Source organism: Streptomyces sp. NPDC056160 (genome assembly GCF_042268205.1).
GTDB lineage: Bacteria > Actinomycetota > Actinomycetes > Streptomycetales > Streptomycetaceae > Streptomyces.
This window is the reverse complement of the sequence record NZ_JBHJUW010000003.1, coordinates 13,063-30,404: the sequence shown is the minus strand read 5'-3', so window position 1 is coordinate 30,404 and position 17,342 is coordinate 13,063. Positions and strand designations below refer to the sequence as shown.

General features: G+C 72.2%; 17 protein-coding genes and 2 tRNA genes. 13 read left to right on the top strand and 6 right to left on the bottom strand.

The genetic code is table 11. From position 1 onward, the window contains the following. Window positions 1–119 precede the first annotated feature (119 nt). Window positions 120–581, top strand: coding sequence for a hypothetical protein (locus ACFC02_RS01675; protein ID WP_376350685.1), 462 nt, complete (start codon window positions 120–122; stop codon window positions 579–581). Window positions 582–759: 178 nt separating this feature from the next. Beyond that, entirely contained in the window at window positions 760–912 is a 153-nt protein-coding gene (locus tag ACFC02_RS01670) for a hypothetical protein (protein ID WP_199811652.1), read from the top strand. A 67-nt stretch (window positions 913–979) separates the two neighbouring features. Here ACFC02_RS01670 and ACFC02_RS01665 read toward each other — a convergent pair whose 3' ends face one another. Together ACFC02_RS01665 and ACFC02_RS01660 are read right to left on the bottom strand one after the other, a co-directional pair. Continuing rightward, on the bottom strand, window positions 980–1,540 hold the full coding sequence (locus tag ACFC02_RS01665; RefSeq protein WP_376350682.1) for a CGNR zinc finger domain-containing protein: 561 nt from the start codon (window positions 1,538–1,540) through the stop codon (window positions 980–982). A gap of 220 nt (window positions 1,541–1,760) precedes the next feature. Further along, window positions 1,761–2,174, bottom strand: a complete 414-nt coding sequence (locus ACFC02_RS01660) for an SsgA family sporulation/cell division regulator (protein ID WP_376350679.1) — start codon at window positions 2,172–2,174, stop codon at window positions 1,761–1,763. Window positions 2,175–2,365: 191 nt separating this feature from the next. On the opposite strand from ACFC02_RS01660, the gene ACFC02_RS01655 reads away from it, so the two are divergent. The 4 genes from ACFC02_RS01655 (at window position 2,366) to ACFC02_RS01640 (ending at window position 3,943) form a co-directional block, all read left to right on the top strand. Next, a complete protein-coding gene (locus tag ACFC02_RS01655; protein ID WP_376350676.1) occupies window positions 2,366–2,830 on the top strand; it encodes a TIGR02611 family protein in 465 nt (154 codons plus the stop codon). 106 nt (window positions 2,831–2,936) lie between these two features. Then, window positions 2,937–3,008: transfer RNA gene (locus ACFC02_RS01650), tRNA-Val, on the top strand. 377 nt (window positions 3,009–3,385) lie between these two features. Then, window positions 3,386–3,832 (top strand): SRPBCC family protein, encoded by a 447-nt coding sequence (locus tag ACFC02_RS01645; RefSeq protein ID WP_376350673.1) that lies wholly within the window; start codon window positions 3,386–3,388, stop codon window positions 3,830–3,832. Window positions 3,833–3,871: 39 nt separating this feature from the next. Beyond that, a tRNA-Val gene (locus tag ACFC02_RS01640) sits at window positions 3,872–3,943 on the top strand. A 38-nt stretch (window positions 3,944–3,981) separates the two neighbouring features. On the opposite strand, the gene ACFC02_RS01635 is transcribed toward ACFC02_RS01640, so the two are convergent. Further along, window positions 3,982–4,710 (bottom strand): 3'-5' exonuclease, encoded by a 729-nt coding sequence (locus ACFC02_RS01635; RefSeq protein ID WP_360965392.1) that lies wholly within the window; start codon window positions 4,708–4,710, stop codon window positions 3,982–3,984. Window positions 4,711–4,981: 271 nt separating this feature from the next. On the opposite strand from ACFC02_RS01635, the gene ACFC02_RS01630 reads away from it, so the two are divergent. From ACFC02_RS01630 to thrS, 3 genes are all read left to right on the top strand, one after another. Further along, on the top strand, window positions 4,982–5,548 hold the full coding sequence (locus tag ACFC02_RS01630) for a DUF4365 domain-containing protein (RefSeq protein WP_376350671.1): 567 nt from the start codon (window positions 4,982–4,984) through the stop codon (window positions 5,546–5,548). Further along, a complete protein-coding gene (locus tag ACFC02_RS01625) occupies window positions 5,545–6,777 on the top strand; it encodes a hypothetical protein (protein WP_376350668.1) in 1,233 nt (410 codons plus the stop codon). Before ACFC02_RS01630 ends, ACFC02_RS01625 begins: the two co-directional genes overlap by 4 nt. 101 nt (window positions 6,778–6,878) lie before the next feature. Continuing rightward, window positions 6,879–8,855: a threonine--tRNA ligase gene (thrS, locus tag ACFC02_RS01620; RefSeq protein WP_376350666.1), complete on the top strand. Its 1,977-nt coding sequence runs from the start codon at window positions 6,879–6,881 to the stop codon at window positions 8,853–8,855. Between the two features lie 42 nt (window positions 8,856–8,897). Here thrS and ACFC02_RS01615 read toward each other — a convergent pair whose 3' ends face one another. Next, entirely contained in the window at window positions 8,898–9,557 is a 660-nt protein-coding gene (locus ACFC02_RS01615) for a potassium channel family protein (protein WP_376350663.1), read from the bottom strand. A 67-nt stretch (window positions 9,558–9,624) separates the two neighbouring features. Between ACFC02_RS01615 and ACFC02_RS01610 the strand changes: the two genes are divergently transcribed. Next, a complete protein-coding gene (locus ACFC02_RS01610; RefSeq protein ID WP_376350660.1) occupies window positions 9,625–10,182 on the top strand; it encodes an HIT domain-containing protein in 558 nt (185 codons plus the stop codon). Between the two features lie 22 nt (window positions 10,183–10,204). Here the strand turns inward: ACFC02_RS01610 and ACFC02_RS01605 are convergent, their stop codons facing one another. Beyond that, complete coding sequence (locus ACFC02_RS01605) at window positions 10,205–11,860, bottom strand: hypothetical protein (protein ID WP_376350658.1); 1,656 nt, start codon at window positions 11,858–11,860, stop codon at window positions 10,205–10,207. A gap of 195 nt (window positions 11,861–12,055) precedes the next feature. Next, window positions 12,056–14,254 carry an elongation factor G-like protein EF-G2 gene (locus ACFC02_RS01600; protein ID WP_376350655.1) on the bottom strand — a complete coding sequence of 733 codons (2,199 nt, stop codon included), beginning with the start codon at window positions 14,252–14,254 and terminating at the stop codon, window positions 12,056–12,058. Window positions 14,255–14,482: 228 nt separating this feature from the next. Between ACFC02_RS01600 and pgsA the strand changes: the two genes are divergently transcribed. Genes pgsA through ACFC02_RS01585 form a run of 3 tightly spaced genes read left to right on the top strand, consistent with a single transcriptional unit; the run spans window position 14,483 to window position 17,288 of the window. Beyond that, window positions 14,483–15,214: a phosphatidylinositol phosphate synthase gene (gene pgsA / locus ACFC02_RS01595; protein WP_376350918.1), complete on the top strand. Its 732-nt coding sequence runs from the start codon at window positions 14,483–14,485 to the stop codon at window positions 15,212–15,214. Further along, a complete protein-coding gene (locus ACFC02_RS01590) occupies window positions 15,211–16,128 on the top strand; it encodes a phosphatidylinositol mannoside acyltransferase (RefSeq protein ID WP_376350652.1) in 918 nt (305 codons plus the stop codon). The genes pgsA and ACFC02_RS01590 overlap by 4 nt, the downstream gene beginning before the upstream one ends. After that, on the top strand, window positions 16,125–17,288 hold the full coding sequence (locus ACFC02_RS01585; RefSeq protein WP_376350649.1) for a glycosyltransferase family 4 protein: 1,164 nt from the start codon (window positions 16,125–16,127) through the stop codon (window positions 17,286–17,288). Before ACFC02_RS01590 ends, ACFC02_RS01585 begins: the two co-directional genes overlap by 4 nt. The last annotated feature ends 54 nt before the right edge of the window (window positions 17,289–17,342 follow it).

Here is a 17,342-nt window from a genome sequence, read left to right as displayed (position 1 = left end):
GAGGAGGCGACCCGGAGATCTCCCTGATGTCCGTCCCGGCCGTGGCCTCCCGGCCCGCGGACGGTGCAGGATGGAAGGGACGAACCGCCCCGACCGCAGAGCGCCGCATGGAGGACCGGATGATTGCCGAGACCGTCTGTTCCGCCGTCTCCGCGGCCGGCCTGGGCATCGCCGCGGTCACCGCGTACCGCAGGCGATTCCTCGCGGCGGCCCGCGTCGCCGCCTACTCCCTCGTCCCGGTCGCACTCGTGATGACCGGCGTCGTCGGCTGGTTGGCGTCCACCGCCTTCAGCCCGACCGCCTGGGCGGGCTTCGGCCTGCTCGGCTGCGCCTGGGTGCTCTTCGCGACCACCCGTGCGGTCGAGCGCCGCCGGGGCGGTACGCGCAAGGAGCGCCGGGCGGCGGCCCGCGCCGCGGCGCCCGACGCGGTGGCTCCGGCCGCCTCCGCGCCCTCCCTCGGAGCGTCCGGCCGGCCTGCTGCCCGCCCGGCCGGCACCCCTGCCTCCCGCCCGGCGTCCGCGCCCCGCGCGGAGGAGGACTTCAGCGACATCGAGGCGATCCTGAAGAAGCACGGCATATGACGGGTCCGTGAGGCGCCCTGGTCGACGGAGGGCCCCGGCCCCGCTTCCCCAAGTGATCCCGGAAACGATCAGGCCCGAGCCCGATCCGAAGCGAAGATCATGGAATCCGGCGACGTCCCGGACATTCCGTGCGTGTTGATCGCGCGCCGGGTGCCGACTGCGTCATCATCGCCGCGAAATGGTGGACACGACCCAGAGTGAGGCCGCGCCGCAGAAGGACAAGCCGCGCGGGTGCCTCTTCGCCCTTTCCCAGCCACCGCTGATGATCTTCCTGGCGGTGATCGGGAGTCTGCTGCTCATGGCTGCTTTGCACGACCTGCTGTTGCTGTGAGCCGTACGCGTGGCTCCTCGGCGTCACCCGCCGGGGACCACGGCACCACCGGGAGCGATGTGGGCCGTCAGCCCGCCGCTTCCTTGCGCCGCGCCCGGTACGCGGCCACGTGCAGCCGGTTGCCGCAGGTCCGGCTGTCGCAGTAGCGCCGCGAGCGGTTGCGGGAGAGGTCGACGAAGGCCCGTCGGCAGTCGGGCGCCTCGCAGCGCCTGAGACGCTCCTGCTCCCCAGCGACCACGAAGAACGCGAGCGCCATGCCGCAGTCCGCCGCCAGGTGGTCGGCGACCGAGGCTCCGGGGGCGAAGTAGTGCACGTGCCAGTCGTAGCCGTCGTGGTCCGTGAGCCGGGGAGTGGTACCCGCGGCGGCCACCAGCTCGTTGATCAGCCCGGCGGCGGTACGGGGGTCCGGGGCCGCGAAGATCCCGGCGAACCGGCCGCGGATGCGGCGCACCGACGAGAGATCGAAGGCCGAGAGGATCCCCACATCGCTCATCTCGTGTTTTCGTACGAAGTCCGCGAGCGCCGCGACGTCCGCCAGCCCGTCCGGCGCCGCGTCGTCCTCCGGCGCGGTGTTCACCAGATCGACCACGGTGTCGAGCGCGCACCGGGTGTCGTGGGTGATCAGCACGTTTCGCTCCCTGGCCTGGGGATCGGGCACACGCCCGCCGATGCAGGCCGATGGTAGTGGCTGCGCCGTCACCCCATGCGCGGGCGCACGGGCACGCACCGGCGACGGCCCCCCGGCGGGAGGTCCAAAACCGGTGCGTCCTGTGTGCGGTTGTCCTGGCCCGAGCCGTCTCCCCGAGTGGACGGCAACGGGCAGCTCGAAGGGCCTCGACGGCCTACCGCTAACTTTCCGCGAGGATGTGCGACAGCTCCTGATCGAGATCGAAGTGCCGGCGCTCCGTGCCGGGGGGCACGGCCGCGTCCGTCCGCTTCAGGAAGGACTCCAGGGCCCGCGCAGGGGCCTCGAGCAGGGCCTCGCCCTCCGGGGAACTCAGGGCGATGCACACGACGCCCTGACCATGACTGCGCGACGGCCAGACTCGGACGTCGCCCGTTCCCGTGGGACGGTGAAGCCCTTCGGCGAGGAGGTCGCGGGCGAACACCCACTCGACGGTCTCCTCGGCTCCGGTGTGGAAGGTGGCGTGCACGGCGTAGGGGTCGGCCGTGTCGTACCGCAGGCCTGCGGGGACAGGCAGGGATGACTCGCTCGACACAACGAGGCGCAGGTGCAGCTCGCAGCTGACCGTGGTGTTCATAAGCGCCAGGGCCTTTCGCTCAGTGTGCGCTCGGGGATTCGCACGTCGGCGAAATCGACATGCCACCTACGGTGCCGTTGTAAACCCCTCTGAGTGTTTTGCCTGGCTTTACGTAACTCTTCCGGCCGAGAACCCGTTCGGGCGGTACGCCCATTCCGGTGACGGGTTTCTCTCCGGTAGGGTTCAGCCGTATGAATACGGGGAGTGACCGGCGGGGTGAGGTTGCCGGGGCGTCGGACGGAGCGAAGACGGAGGCGGAGGCGGACGAGGGGCAGGGCCGGCGGGGCCTCGGCTCCCGGGCGCCGGAATTCATCCGGTCACGCCGCGTGCTCCACGTGAGCTGGCAGGTCGGTGTCTTCGTCGTCGGTCTGGCGGTCGTCGTCACCGGCGTCATCCTGCTCCCGCTGCCCGGACCGGGCTGGGTGGTGATCTTCGGCGGCATGGCGATCTGGGCGACCGAGTTCGTCTGGGCCCAGCTGGTGCTCCGCTGGACCAAGCGCAAGGTCACCGAGGCGGCCCAGCGGGCCCTCGACCCCGAGGTGCGCCGCCGCAACATCATCCTGACGGTGACCGGCGTCGTGATCATCGCCGTCCTGCTCGGCGTCTACCTGTGGAAGTTCGGTCTCGTCATGCCCTGGGAGATCAGGAACCAGTGACCGGGCCGGACCGGGCCGGCGCAAGGCGGTCCGGTCCGCCCGCGGCCCCTTCCGGCCCCCTGGTCCCGGGCACTGCCTGACATGCGGTAATGTTCTTCCTGTGCCCGGGCGATTAGCTCAGTGGGAGAGCGCTTCGTTCACACCGAAGAGGTCACTGGTTCGAACCCAGTATCGCCCACCCGGACGACGGCCCGTCTGCGAACACGCAGGCGGGCCGTTTTCGTGTCCTGCGGGGCGGCACCGAAAGCGGGGCGGCCGCCAGTGCGGTGACGGTCCGTTACTTGCGACGGTGTGCCGGGGAGCGCACCGCAGGGATCAACCGCATCATTGCTCTCTTCGAGAAGAAGTATCCGAAGATCAGTGAAGACGGACTTTTGGGACCGGCGGACTTTTGAGACCGCTTTCTTTCGGGAGGAGTTCCGGCCCCGGGACTCCGGCGTAAATCCACCGGGCGTTTTCCGAAACCCCGTCACTTCCCTTCGGCAGTACGACAGGAACAGGCGACGTCCTCCGGCCGGGGGCGGTCCCGGCCGCGCCGTCGGGCAGACTGGGTCCATGGACTGGACGCACTACCGCTTCCGCAGCCTGTGGCCCCTGCCCGCGCCGCCCGCCACCGTGTACACGGCACTGGAGAGGGTCGAGGACTACCCGCGGTGGTGGCGCCAGGTGCGCGAGGTCCGGCGGACCGACGACGTCACCGGCGTCATCCGGATCCGCTCCCTCCTGCCGTACGACATGACCTTCACCGCCCGCGAGGTGCGTCGCGATCCGGCGGCCGGTGTCCTGGAGGTGGCGATGAGCGGGGACGTCGACGGCTGGGCGTGCTGGACCCTGGCCGCGCGCGGCACCGGCACCCTGGTCCGCTACGACCAGGTCGTCGACGTGCACAAACCGCTGCTCAGGCGGCTGGCCGTACCGGGCAGGCCCGTCTTCCGGCTCAACCACCGGCTCATGATGCGCGCCGGACGGCGCGGGCTGGCGGCGCACCTCGAAGCGGTTTGAAGGAAGGCCCCGGGGCCCTGTATTGTTCAGTGCGTTCCCGGGCGATTAGCTCAGTGGGAGAGCGCTTCGTTCACACCGAAGAGGTCACTGGTTCGAACCCAGTATCGCCCACCGGGAAAGGCCGGTCCGCATCGTCGGACCGGCCTTCTTCATGCCGCCGCGGGCAGCTGCGGGCGCAGCGGCCAGGACGGGTCCACCGTCTCCTCCGTGCCGGTGCGCGCGAACCACGCCTGCAGGCCGCGGGCCTGTGCCGCGTGCCAGCCGGTCTGCAGGGCGTGCAGCTCGGTGGGGGACAGGCGCTCCAGCCGGGCCGCGAAGCGGCGGCCGAGCGCCCGGACGACCTCCAGCGCGGCCAGCGCGTCCGCCGCCGCGTCGTGCGCGTCGGCCAGCGCCACCTCGTAGTGCGCGCACAGATCGGTCAGGGTGCGCCGGCCCTTGCGGTAGCGGTCGAGGTGCTTGTCCAGCACCCGCGGATCGAGCACGCAGAGCGGAGACGCCTCCAGCCGGCGGCCCAGCGAGGACGCGCGGTGCCGGCGCAGCTCCCGGTCGAGCAGCGTCAGGTCGAACGGCGCGTTCATCACCACGAGCGGGCGGCCCAGCGCGGCCTGTTCCGCCAGCTCCTCGGCTATCTCGTGCATCACCGGGGCGGGCCAGCGCCCGTTGCGGTGCAGATGGTCCTCCGTCAGCCCGTGCACCGCCGTCGCGGCCTCGGGCACGGGCACCCCCGGGTTCACCAGCCAGCGCACCGTGCGCGGCCGGGCCCCCGGGGCGTCCTGGACGACGACGGCGGCCGACACGATGCGGTCGGTCTCGACGTCGACGCCCGTGGTCTCCGTGTCGAAGGCGGCCAGCGGCCCCTCGTACCAGCAGCACGTCATGTCGACCAACTCCTCGCTCCACCCGGGCGGCTGACGTGCCGTCCGCCGCCCGATCCGGTGATACCCGGGCCGTTTGCGCCGTACGCCGGAAGGAGACAACAGGAGTACGGGTCTTTGCAGTTCACGGACCCGCCGCGGGGACCGGGGCCCGCGCCCCGACGACTCACCCGGCAACCACCCGGCATTCACTTCGGCACGCACTCAGCAGTTCGCTCAGCACTGCACTCGGCATCTCACTCGGTAATCACCTTGGTTCGGAAGGCTGTTGGTCATGGTGATGGCGCAGCCCGAGCGGGGCGGGCTGCTGCCCGACCGCGCGGGCACCCGGCGCGGCACGCTCGCCACCACCGCCTGCATGGAGACCCTGCAGGTGGGCTACCTCCACGCGGTCGCCGCCGCGGCCGGCTGCTCGCTGTCCCAGCCCTTCCCGGACAACGGCATCGACTGGCACGTCAGCCACAGTGCCCCCGGACACACCGTCGACGACGAGGTGACCATCAAGGTGCAGCTGAAGTGCACGTACCAGATCCCGCCCCACCCGCCGGGCCCGTACTTCTCCTTCACCCTGGACAACGCCCACCTGGCGAAGCTCGCCCGTACCCCGGTCTCGGTCCACAAGATCCTTGTCGTGATGATCGTGCCGCGCTCCCAGGGCCAGTGGCTGCGGGCCGGGCACGACCGGCTCGACCTCAGGCACTGCTGCTACTGGGTCAACCTCGCCGGCCACCCCGTCACGGGCCGGCACCGCACCACCGTGCGCATACCGACCGCGCGCATCTTCGACGACCGGGCCCTGTGCGAGATCATGACGCGGGTCGGGACGGGAGGCAGACCATGACGCACCGCCCCCTCGACGAGCCCCTGCGGCCGGTGCGACCGCACCCCGTCGACACCGGCACCCCCCGCCCCGCCGACGTGGACCCGGCCGTGCTCGCCGCCCTGCTGCACCGGCACGGCTGGCTGCGGCACGGCGGTGCTGCCGGACAGTACGGCCGCTGGACACCGCCCGGGCCCGGCGGCGCCGCGACGAGCCTGCTGGTGCCCGTCAGCCGGGCCTTCCCCGACAGCGACGACCTGCTCGGCGAGGCGCTGGACGCACTGGCCCGCAGCCGGACGCCGTCCGCGCGCGCCGTGCTGGTCGCCCTCGCCGTGCCCAGTGACGAGATCCACTGGTGGCGGGACGTGCCGGGCGGCCCCGCGGGGACCGCGCCCTGGACCGTCGAGGAGCGGCTGCGCTCCGCCGCCCGGCAGACGCTGCTCGCCGCCGCGCTCGCCACGCGCGCGCGTGCCGGGTACCACGGCGCACGGCACCGCCGCCCGGCCGCCGCCTGCCTCGGTCACGTCCTCGTCGGCTCCGCGACCGGCGGCGGCAGCCTGACCGCGCTCGTGCCCGTCGATCCAGCCCGGCCGCTGGCCGTACGGCTCCACCAAGCGGTCCACGCCGTCCGCGAGGCCATCGACTACCGGCGGGCCACCGGCGCCCTGGACGTCTTCGACGGCGCGGTCCGGGCCGGCGCCAGCCGCGAGCTGACCGAGGCCCTGGTCGCACTGGTGCGCGGCACCGAGGGTGCCCGGATCGCGGTCGACTGGGCACCGGCCGCGGGCGTCCCGGCGGACTGCGCCGCCGCCGAGGCCGTCGAGTTCTCGCCCGGCGACCTGCCCGTCCTGCGCGAGGCGGGCGCCCGCTACCTGCGCACCGAGCCGTCCGTACCCGTACGTGTCACCGGCGCCGTGGTCCGGATGCGCAGGACCCAGCCGCACGGCGAGGGCACGGTGCGGCTGCGGGTGCTCTCGGGCGCCGAGGTGCCCTACGTCCGCGTGACCCTGGACGAGGAGGACTACCGCACCGCCGGGCACGCCCACCTCGTCGGCCTGCCGGTGCGGGTGCTCGGCCGGCTGGAGAGCCGGGGCGGCTTCCGCCGTCTCACGGGCGCCTGCGAGGTCGTCCCCGTGCACGTGGACGACGAGGAGCGGGACCGGTTGATGAAGTCGCTGCAGGAGGAGCCGAAGGACACGGACTTCTTCGGGGACCCGGACCCGGGGCAGGAGCCCGCCCCGGACGCCTGAGGGACAACCGCTTCGCGGAGCGCACCCGTGTCTCGGTACCATCCCAGTCATGCGCGCGCTCCCGGTATGGCGCCGCACCCACCTTCAGTCAGGAGAGACCGGTGTCAGACGTCCGTGTGATCATCCAACGCGATTCCGAGCGGGAAGAGCGCACGGTGACGACGGGCACCACGGCCGCCGACCTCTTCGCCGGCGAGCGCTCGATCGTCGCCGCGCGCGTGGGCGGCGAACTGAGGGACCTGGCGTACGAGGTCCAGGACGGCGAGACCGTCGAGGCCGTCGAGATCTCCTCCGAGGACGGCCTGAACATCCTGCGCCACTCCACCGCGCACGTCATGGCCCAGGCCGTGCAGGAGCTGTTCCCCGAGGCCAAGCTGGGCATCGGCCCGCCGGTCCGGGACGGCTTCTACTACGACTTCGACGTCGAGCGGCCCTTCCACCCCGATGACCTCAAGGCCATCGAGAAGAAGATGCAGGAGATCCAGAAGCGCGGGCAGAAGTTCGCCCGCCGTGTGGTCACCGACGAGGAGGCCCGCGCGGAGCTGGCCGACGAGCCGTACAAGCTGGAGCTGATCGGCCTCAAGGGCTCGGCCTCGGCCGACGACGGCGCGGACGTCGAGGTCGGCGCCGGCGAGCTGACCATCTACGACAACCTGGACGCCAAGACCGGCGAGCTGTGCTGGAAGGACCTCTGCCGCGGTCCGCACCTGCCCTCCACCCGCCTGATCCCGGCGTTCAAGCTGATGCGCAACGCGGCCGCCTACTGGCGCGGCAGCGAGAAGAACCCGATGCTCCAGCGCATCTACGGCACCGCCTGGCCGTCCAAGGACGAGCTGAAGCAGCACCTCGACTTCCTCGCCGAGGCCGAGAAGCGCGACCACCGCAAGCTGGGCAACGAGCTGGACCTGTTCTCGATCTCCGACCAGATCGGCTCCGGCCTGGCCGTCTTCCACCCCAAGGGCGGCACGATCCGCCGGGTCATGGAGGACTACTCGCGCCGCCGCCACGAGGAGGAGGGCTACGAGTTCGTCTACACCCCGCACGCGACCAAGGGGAAGCTCTTCGAGACCTCGGGCCACCTGGACTGGTACGCCGACGGCATGTACCCGCCCATGCAGCTCGACGAGGGCGTGGACTACTACCTGAAGCCCATGAACTGCCCGATGCACAACCTGATCTTCGACGCGCGCGGCCGGTCCTACCGTGAACTGCCGCTGCGCCTGTTCGAGTTCGGGACCGTGTACCGCTACGAGAAGTCGGGCGTCGTGCACGGCCTGACCCGCTCGCGCGGCTTCACCCAGGACGACGCGCACATCTACTGCACCCGCGAGCAGATGGCCGAGGAGCTCGACAAGACGCTCACCTTCGTGCTGAACCTGCTGCGCGACTACGGTCTGACCGACTTCTACCTGGAGCTGTCCACCAAGGACCCGGAGAAGTTCGTCGGCTCCGACGAGGTGTGGGAGGAGGCCACCGAGACCCTGCGCCAGGTCGGTGAGAAGCAGGGCCTGGAGCTGGTCCCGGACCCGGGCGGCGCCGCGTTCTACGGCCCGAAGATCTCCGTCCAGGTCAAGGACGCGATCGGCCGCACCTGGCAGATGTCCACGGTCCAGCTGGACTTCAACCTGCCGGAGCGGTTCAACCTGGAGTACACGGCGGCCGACGGCTCCAAGCAGCGCCCGGTCATGATCCACCGCGCGCTCTTCGGCTCCATCGAGCGTTTCTTCGCCGTGCTCCTGGAGCACTACGCGGGCGCGTTCCCGGCCTGGCTGGCGCCGGTGCAGGCGCTCGGCATCCCGATCGGCGACGGGCATGTGGAGTACCTGGAGAAGTTCGCCGCCGCGGCGAAGAAGAAGGGCCTGCGGGTCGAGGTCGACTCGTCCTCCGACCGCATGCAGAAGAAGATCCGCAACGCCCAGAAGCAGAAGGTGCCCTTCATGGTCATCGCGGGCGACGAGGACATGGCGAACAACGCCGTCTCCTTCCGCTACCGCGACGGCTCCCAGGAGAACGGCATCCCCTTCGACGAGGCCATCGCGAAGATCGCGAAGGTCGTCGAGGAGCGGACACAGGTCTGATCCGGCCCCGTTGATCCGCCACGCCGTAGGCCCCCGGGAGACTCAGCTCCCCGGGGGCCTTCGCTCGTCGCCCGGTTGCGCGAAACGCTGCATCAGCCACGACGAGAACGAGCCCGTCACCGCGCCCAGCAGCGCCAGCCCGCAGCCCATCAGGCCGACCGCCACCACCCGGCCCGTCGCCGTGACCGGCACGACGTCGCCGTAGCCGACCGTGGCCAGCGTCGAGCAGGCCCACCACACCGAGTCGCCGAACGTGCGGATCGTGGCGTGCGGGGCGCGGTGCTCCACGCCGTACACGCTCAGGGACGCCGCCAGTCCGAGCAGCAGCGCCGACAGGCCCGCGTACAGCATCACCCGCGCCTGCAACGGCCACCGCGGACCCCCGCGCCGGCGCTGCACGGCGTCGTAGACCCGCACGATCCGCACCGGCCTGAGCAGGGGCAGCAGGACGACCAGCGTGTCCAGCCAGTGCCGGCGCACGAAGTGCGCGCCCCGGCCGCTCAGCCGCCAGCGCACGCCGTAGTCGAGGGCGAACACCGCCCAGCTCACGGCCAGCACCGCCCGGCAGCCGACGGCCACGGCCGTGGGCAGGCCCTCGCCGAGGACCAGCACCGCGTACGAGGCGAGGTAGAGCAGGGACGCCACCGCGAGCGGCGCGTCCACCCGCCGCTCCCAGCGGGTCACAGGGCTGTCGTCATCCACCGGCCCAGCTTGGCCGCATCCCGCGCCCCGGGCGCCCCGCCGACACGCCGCGAACAGCCGAAGCCATATGCTGCCTTGCATGACGAGTGAGCCGGAGCAGCAGATCGGAGTGGGGACGCAGGACGCGTTCCAGCGCCTGTGGACGCCCCACCGGATGGCCTACATCCAGGGCGAGAACAAGCCGACCGGTCCGGGGGCCAAGGACGGCTGCCCCTTCTGCGCCATCCCGGCCAAGTCGGACGAGGACGGCCTGATCGTCCGGCGGGGCGAGCAGGTGTACGCGGTGCTCAACCTGTACCCGTACAACGGCGGCCACCTGATGACCGTGCCGTACCGGCACGTCGCCGACTACACCGACCTCACCGGGGCCGAGACCGCGGAGCTGGGCGAGCTGACCAAGCAGGCCATGCGCGCGCTGCGGGCCGCCTCGGGCGCCCACGGGTTCAACATCGGCATGAACCAGGGCACGGTGGCGGGCGCGGGCATCGCCGCCCACCTCCACCAGCACATCGTGCCCCGCTGGGGCGGGGACACGAACTTCATGCCGGTGGTCGGCCACACGCGGGTCCTGCCGCAGCTGCTCGCGGACACCCGGAAGATGCTCGCGGAGGCCTGGCCCGAGTAGACCCGGCCCCCGCGGGCCGGCCCTACGCGTCGTACAGGTCGGCCTTCCTCGGCGAGGCGTCCTGGACCGCGCCGCTGAGCACCGACGAGCGGTTGCCGAACTTCTCCACGTTCACGCCGTTCTCCCTGAGGACCTTCAGCGCGGCGGCGTGCACCACCCGCAGCACCGGGGTGGCGGCGCGCAGCGCGTCGTCGGCCATGAAGCGGTGGCGCCAGGGCTGGTCGGCCCAGGCGTGTCGCAGGCCGAACGGCTCGGGCAGGCCCAGGCTGCCGCCGAGCCAGTTGAGCAGCGGCGGATACCAGGTCAGCGGGGCGCGGGCGGCGAGGCGTACCACTTCGTCGGCGTCGATCAGGGGCAGCTTCACCTTACGGGTCTCCCAGAACCGGAACGCCTTCTGCACCTCCTTCTCCTTGGCCGCGGGCTTGCCGTTGAACAGCGGGTGGACCGGGCCCAGGGCGTGGCCGGTGACCTCGATGCGCAGGGTGTCGTGCAGCACGGTGACCGTGATGAGCATGGTGATCACCAGGTGGCCGTCCCACAGCGTCCACTGCACGCCGAGGTAGTGGCGGTCGCCGCTGCCGAACTGCTGCTTGTTGCAGATGTCCTGGACGGCGTGGCTGCGGATGGTGTACGCGTCCACGTCCGTGCCGCCCGGCCGGGCGACCTCCTTGGCGTTCTCCCCGATCGGCGTGACGATCCAGTGCGTGATCGTGGGCTTGGGGAAGCCGCCGGTGTTGATGGACGTGCGCTCCAGCATGCCGAGGCCGCCCTGGATGGCGGTGATCACGTCCCAGCTGCGGAACGGGTGGAACTCCTTGCCCGGTTCTGCCGACACCAGGTCCTCGGCCAGCTGCCAGCTGCCCCAGCGGGTGCCCATGCCGAGTATGCCCTTGGGGCCGGCGTAGAAGACCGAGTTGGACCGCTGCTCGGCGCTGAGCCGGGCGAGTTCCTTGCGCACCTGCTCGGCGGCGTCGCCCGGGTTGCCGGGGACCGCCTCCGGGATCTTGGCGCCGACGCCGCCGCCGGAGAGCAGGCCCTCCCAGCGCTCGCGCAGGTCGCGCGCGGTGCGTTCACAGATCTGCTTGGCCCAGAACCAGCCGACGACCGGCATGACGACGGCCGCGCGGGCGTACCACGCCCAGAAGCCGTGGAACGGCATCTTGACCAGGAAGAGCGCGGCGAGCGCGCCCATGGCGACCAGCAGGGTGGTGGCGAGCACCCCGGCGCGCCTGTCCTCCCGGCGGCTCATCGTGGTGCGCAGCACGAACACCAGCAGCCACACCAGGAAGCCGGGCAGGAACAGCACCCCGCACAGCACGGTCACCGCCGCGAGCCAGTTGTCACGCTCGCGGCGGATGCGGTGGGCCGCCAGGCAGTGCTCCACGACCACCTGGGGCTCCAGGCCGAAGGACTGGATCAGCGGCTTGCGGCCGGCGCCGAGCATGCGGTCGATGACCGCCCGGGAGAACGCCTCGCCGAGCCGCGGCCGCAGGATCCTCGCCCACGGGCGGGGCGGCTTGACCGTGGACTGGTGCCACTCGTTGTCGGCTTCCTTGATCTTGTCCACTTCGTCGTCCCGGTAGGCCGCGGCGGCCAGCGCGAACGTCGCCGCCGTCTGCCCCGCCGCACCCGACAGGGGAATCTGAGCCCCTGGACTGAAATCGAATCCGTCCGTCACCGCCGCCCCCACTGCCGCCGCCTCTGCACCTGCGGCCTTCCCGACTTCCCTGCCCCGCACACCTGTTGATCAGGTCATCAGCGTATCGGCACCGGCCGGCGCGCGGAGGTGGACGGCCGAAGCCGCCCACCTGTTCGGAGCGAAGAGTTCCGTACGTCCCTGTGCCGTCGCTCCGTTGTGCGCCCGGCGCGCCGACTAGGAGGCCTCACGCTCCTGTTGGCGCCACCGGTCGGCGACCTGCGGCGGCATCGGCTCGTGCCGGGCGTAGCGGCGGTCGAAACGGGCCGTGCCGTGCGACAGGGACCGCAGGTCGATCGCGTACCGGCCGATCTCGATCTCCGGCACCTCGGCCCGCACCAGCGTGCGCCCGCCGCTGACCTGCTCGGTGCCCAGCACCCGGCCGCGCCGTCCGGACAGGTCGCTCATCACGGCCCCCACGTAGTCGTCGCCGACCAGGACGCTCACCTCGGCCACCGGTTCGAGCAGATGGATCTTCGCGTCGGCCGCCGCCTCCCGCAGCGCCAGCGCGCCCGCCGTCTGGAACGCGGCGTCCGAGGAGTCCACCGAGTGCGCCTTGCCGTCCAGGAGCGTGACCCGGACGTCGATCAGCGGATGGCCGGCGGCCACCCCCTTGGCGGCCTGGGCCCGTACGCCCTTCTCCACGGAGGGGATGAACTGCCGGGGCACGGCGCCGCCGACGACCTTGTCGACGAACTCGATGCCCGAGCCGCCCGGCAGCGGCTCCACCTCGATCTCGCAGATCGCGTACTGCCCGTGGCCGCCGGACTGCTTGACGTGCCGGCCCCGGCCCGCCGACCGGTTCGCGAACGTCTCCCGCAGGGAGACCCGGTGCGGGACGACGTCGACCTGGACGCCGTAGCGGCTGCGCAGCCGTTCCAGGGCGACGTCGGCGTGGGCCTCGCCCAGGCACCACAGCACCACCTGGTGGGTGTCCTGGTTCTGCTCCAGGCGCATCGTCGGGTCCTCGGCGACCAGCCGGGCCAGGCCCTGGGAGAGCTTGTCCTCGTCCGCCTTGCTGTGCGCCTGGATGGCGAGGGGCAGCAGCGGATCGGGCATCTCCCACGGGGTCATCAGCAGCGGGTCGTCCTTGGCGGAGAGCGTGTCGCCGGTCTCGGCGCGGCTCAGCCTGGCCACGGAGACCAGGTCGCCCGCGACGGCGTGGGACACGGGGCGCTGCTGCTTGCCGAACGGCGTGGACAGGGCGCCGATCCGCTCGTCGACGTCGTGGTCCTCGTGGCCCCGGTCGGCCAGCCCGTGCCCGGAGACGTGCACCGTCTCGTCCGGGCGCAGGGTGCCGGAGAAGACGCGCACCAGGGAGACCCGGCCGACGTACGGGTCGGAGGAGGTCTTCACGACCTCCGCGACCAGTGGCCCGTCCGGGGCGCACGGCGTCAGCTCGCGCGGGCGGCCGTCGACCGTGGTCACCCCGGGCGCCTCGCGCTCCAGGGGGGTGGGGAAGCCCCGGACGATCAGCTCCAGCAGTTCCACCGTGCCGATGCCCTGCCGGGCGCCCTCGGCGGCCGGGGCGGCGGCGAGCACGGGGAAGAACACCCCGCGTGCGACGGCCCGCTCGAGGTCCTTGACCAGGGTCTCGACGTCGACCGGCTCGCCGCCGAGGTAGCGGTCCATGAGGGTCTCGTCCTCGCTCTCGGCGATGATCCCCTCGATGAGCCGGCCGCGGGCCTCGTCCATGCGCGGCAGCTCGTCCTCGCCCGGCTCGGACTCCTTGCGCTCCCCGGTCGAGTAGTCGAACAGCTTCTGCGTCAGCAGCCCGACCAGGCCGGTGACCGGCGCGTGCCCGTCGGGGCCCTCGGGGCCGTGCAGCGGCAGGTAGAGCGGCAACACCGCGTCGGGGTCGTCCGCGCCGAACGCCCCGGCGCACACCCGGGTCATCTCCTCGAAGTCCGCGCGGGCGGCCTCCAGGTGCGTGATCACGATGGCCCGCGGCATGCCCACGGCCGCGCACTCCTCCCACACCATGCGGGTCGAGCCGTCCACGCCGTCGGAGGCGGAGACGACGAAGAGCGCCGCGTCCGCGGCCCGCAGGCCGGCCCGCAGCTCCCCGACGAAGTCCGCGTAGCCGGGCGTGTCCAGAAGGTTGATCTTGATGCCGTCCCATTCGACGGGCACCAGGGAGAGCTGCACCGAGCGCTGCTGCCGGTGCTCGATCTCGTCGTGGTCCGAGACGCAGCCGCCGTCCTCGACGCGGCCCGCCCGGTTCACCGCTCCCGCTGTCAGCGCGAGGGCCTCCACCAGGGTCGTCTTGCCCGCTCCGGAGTGGCCGACCAGCACCACGTTCCGTAGGGACGCGGGTCGGTCGACCGCCGCTGCCCTGCCGGCGGCCCCGGGATGTGTGTGCGCCTTGTCGCCCATGGTCCTGCCTCCCGTGCACGGTGAGGTCACTGTGGGCGCGGACTCGCGGCACCGCGTCACCGGCGGCTCCTGCGACGCCCGCGGTCATTCGAGCTTTCCACTCCCGTCACGCCGCGTCCATACGAAGGACCCGATCCCGCCTCCCGGGCGTGCTCCGGCACCCCTCGGCAGGCCCCCGGCGGGTGCCCGCGGGTGCCCGGACACCGCCCACGCGCGCGCGTGACTACGATGGGCCAGCCGGTGGCCAGCAGGGGCCGCCCGCCGACAGCGACCCTCGGGAAGGCCATGCTGAACAAGTACGCGCGTGCATTCTTCACGCGTGTCCTCACACCGTTCGCCGCGTTTCTCATCCGCCGGGGAGTGAGCCCCGACACGGTCACGCTCCTGGGCACCGCCGGGGTGATCGCGGGCGCGCTGGTCTTCTACCCCCGGGGCGAGTTCTTCTGGGGCACGGTCGTGATCACGCTCTTCGTCTTCTCCGACCTCGTCGACGGGAACATGGCCCGCCAGCTCGGCCGCTCCAGCCGCTGGGGCGCCTTCCTGGACTCCACGCTGGACCGGGTCGCCGACGGCGCCATCTTCGGCGGCTTCGCCCTGTGGTACGCCGGGCGGGGCGACGACAACATGCTGTGCGCGGTGTCGATCTTCTGCCTGGCCAGCGGCCAGGTGGTGTCGTACACCAAGGCGCGGGGCGAGTCGATCGGGCTGCCCGTCGCCGTCAACGGGCTCGTCGAGCGCGCCGAGCGGCTGGTGATCTCCCTGGTGGCGGCCGGTTTCGCGGGCCTGCACAAGTTCGGCGTGCCCGGCATCCAGTATCTGTTGCCGATCGCCCTGTGGATCGTCGCCGCCGGCAGCCTGGTCACCCTCGTCCAGCGCGTCGTCACCGTGCGCCGTGAGTCGGCCGAGGCGGACGCCGAGGCCGCCCGGCAGGAGAACCAGGGGAGCGGGGCGTCGGCATGAGCGCCCGCGAGCGGCTCGCCGACACCCTCTACGGCCTGGGCTGGAGCACCGTCAAGAAGCTCCCCGAACCCGCCGCCGTACGGCTCGGCCGCACCATCGCCGACCTCGCCTGGAAGCGGCGCGGAAAGGGCGTCCTGCGGCTGGAGGGCAACTACGCGCGCGTGGTGCCCGACGCGTCCCCCGAGCGGCTGGCCGAGCTGTCCCGCGCGGGCATGCGCTCCTACCTGCGCTACTGGATGGAGTCCTTCCGGCTGCCCGCCTGGAGCCCCGAGCGGGTGCGCGGCGGCTTCGCCCCCAAGGACGTGCACCACCTGACCGACGGCCTCGCCTCCGGCAAGGGCGTCGTCCTCGCCCTGCCGCACCTGGCCAACTGGGACCTGGCGGGCGCCTGGGTCACCACCGAACTGGACACGCCCTTCACCACCGTCGCCGAACGCCTCAGGCCCGAGACGCTCTACGACCGGTTCGTCGCCTACCGCGAGGGCCTCGGCATGGAGGTCCTGCCGCACAGCGGCGGCTCCGCCTTCGGCACGCTCGCCCGGCGGCTGCGCGACGGCGGCCTGGTCTGCCTGGTCGCCGACCGCGACCTGTCCGCCTCCGGCGTCGAGGTCGAGTTCTTCGGCGAGACGGCCCGCATGCCGGCCGGGCCCGCCCTGCTCGCCCAGCAGACCGGCGCCCTGCTCCTGCCCGTCACCCTCTGGTACGACGACTCGTCCGTCATGCAGGGGCGCGTCCATCCCCCGATCGAGGTACCCGAGACAGGTACGCGGCCCGAGAAGACGTCTGCCATGACACAGGCGCTGGCCGATGCCTTCGCCTCGGGGATCGCCGACCATCCGGAGGACTGGCACATGCTGCAGCGACTGTGGCTCGCGGACCTGGAACCCCGGCCCGGGGACGGGGAGCGCGCGTGAGGATCGGCATCGTCTGCCCGTACTCCTGGGACGTCCCCGGGGGCGTGCAGTTCCACATCCGCGACCTCGCCGAGTACTTCGTCCGCCTCGGCCACGAGGTGTCCGTCCTCGCCCCCGCCGACGACGACACCCCGCTGCCGCCCTACGTCGTCTCGGCCGGCCGCGCGGTCCCGGTGCCGTACAACGGGTCGGTGGCCCGCCTGAACTTCGGTTTCCTCTCGGCGGCCCGGGTACGGCGCTGGCTGCACGAGGGCCGTTTCGACGTGATCCACATCCACGAGCCCACCTCGCCGTCCCTGGGCCTGCTGACCTGCTGGGCGGCGCAGGGGCCGATCGTGGCCACGTTCCACACCTCCAACCCCCGGTCCAGGGCGATGGTCGCCGCGTACGCCATCCTCCAGGCCGCCCTGGAGAAGATCAGCGCCCGCATCGCCGTGAGCGAGTACGCCCGGCGCACCCTGGTCGAGCACCTCGGCGGGGACGCGGTGGTCATCCCCAACGGCGTCGACGTCGACTTCTTCGCGCGGGCCGAGCCCCGGCCCGAGTGGCAGGGGCGCACGATCGGCTTCATGGGCCGCATCGACGAGCCCCGCAAGGGCCTGCCGGTGCTGATGCGGGCCCTGCCGAAGATCCTCGCCGCCCACCCGGGAGCCCGGCTGCTGGTCGCCGGCCGCGGCGACGAGGAGGAGGCCGTGGCGAGCCTGCCGCGGGAACTGCACGCGCGCGTGCAGTTCCTCGGCATGATCAGCGACGAGGACAAGGCGCGCTTCCTGCGCAGCGTCGACCTGTATGTGGCCCCCAACACCGGGGGAGAGAGCTTCGGCATCATCCTCGTCGAGGCGATGTCCGCCGGTGCGCCGGTCCTCGCCTCCGACCTCGACGCCTTCGCCCAGGTCCTCGACCAGGGCAAGGCGGGCGAGCTGTTCGCCAACGAGGACGCGGACGCGCTCGCCGACGCGGCCGTACGCCTGCTCGCCGACCCGGCCCGCCGGGCCGAACTGCGCGCCCGCGGCAGCGCCCACGTCCGCCGCTTCGACTGGTCGACGGTCGGCGCGGACATCCTCTCCGTCTACGAGACGGTCACCGCGGGCGCCGCGGCGGTGGCCGCCGACGACCGCACCACGGGCCTGCGCGCCCGCCTGGGCCTGGCGCGCGACTGAGCCGGCGGTCCGGCGGGCTCCGGCCGGATGAGCAGGCGGTCCGGCGGGCTCCGA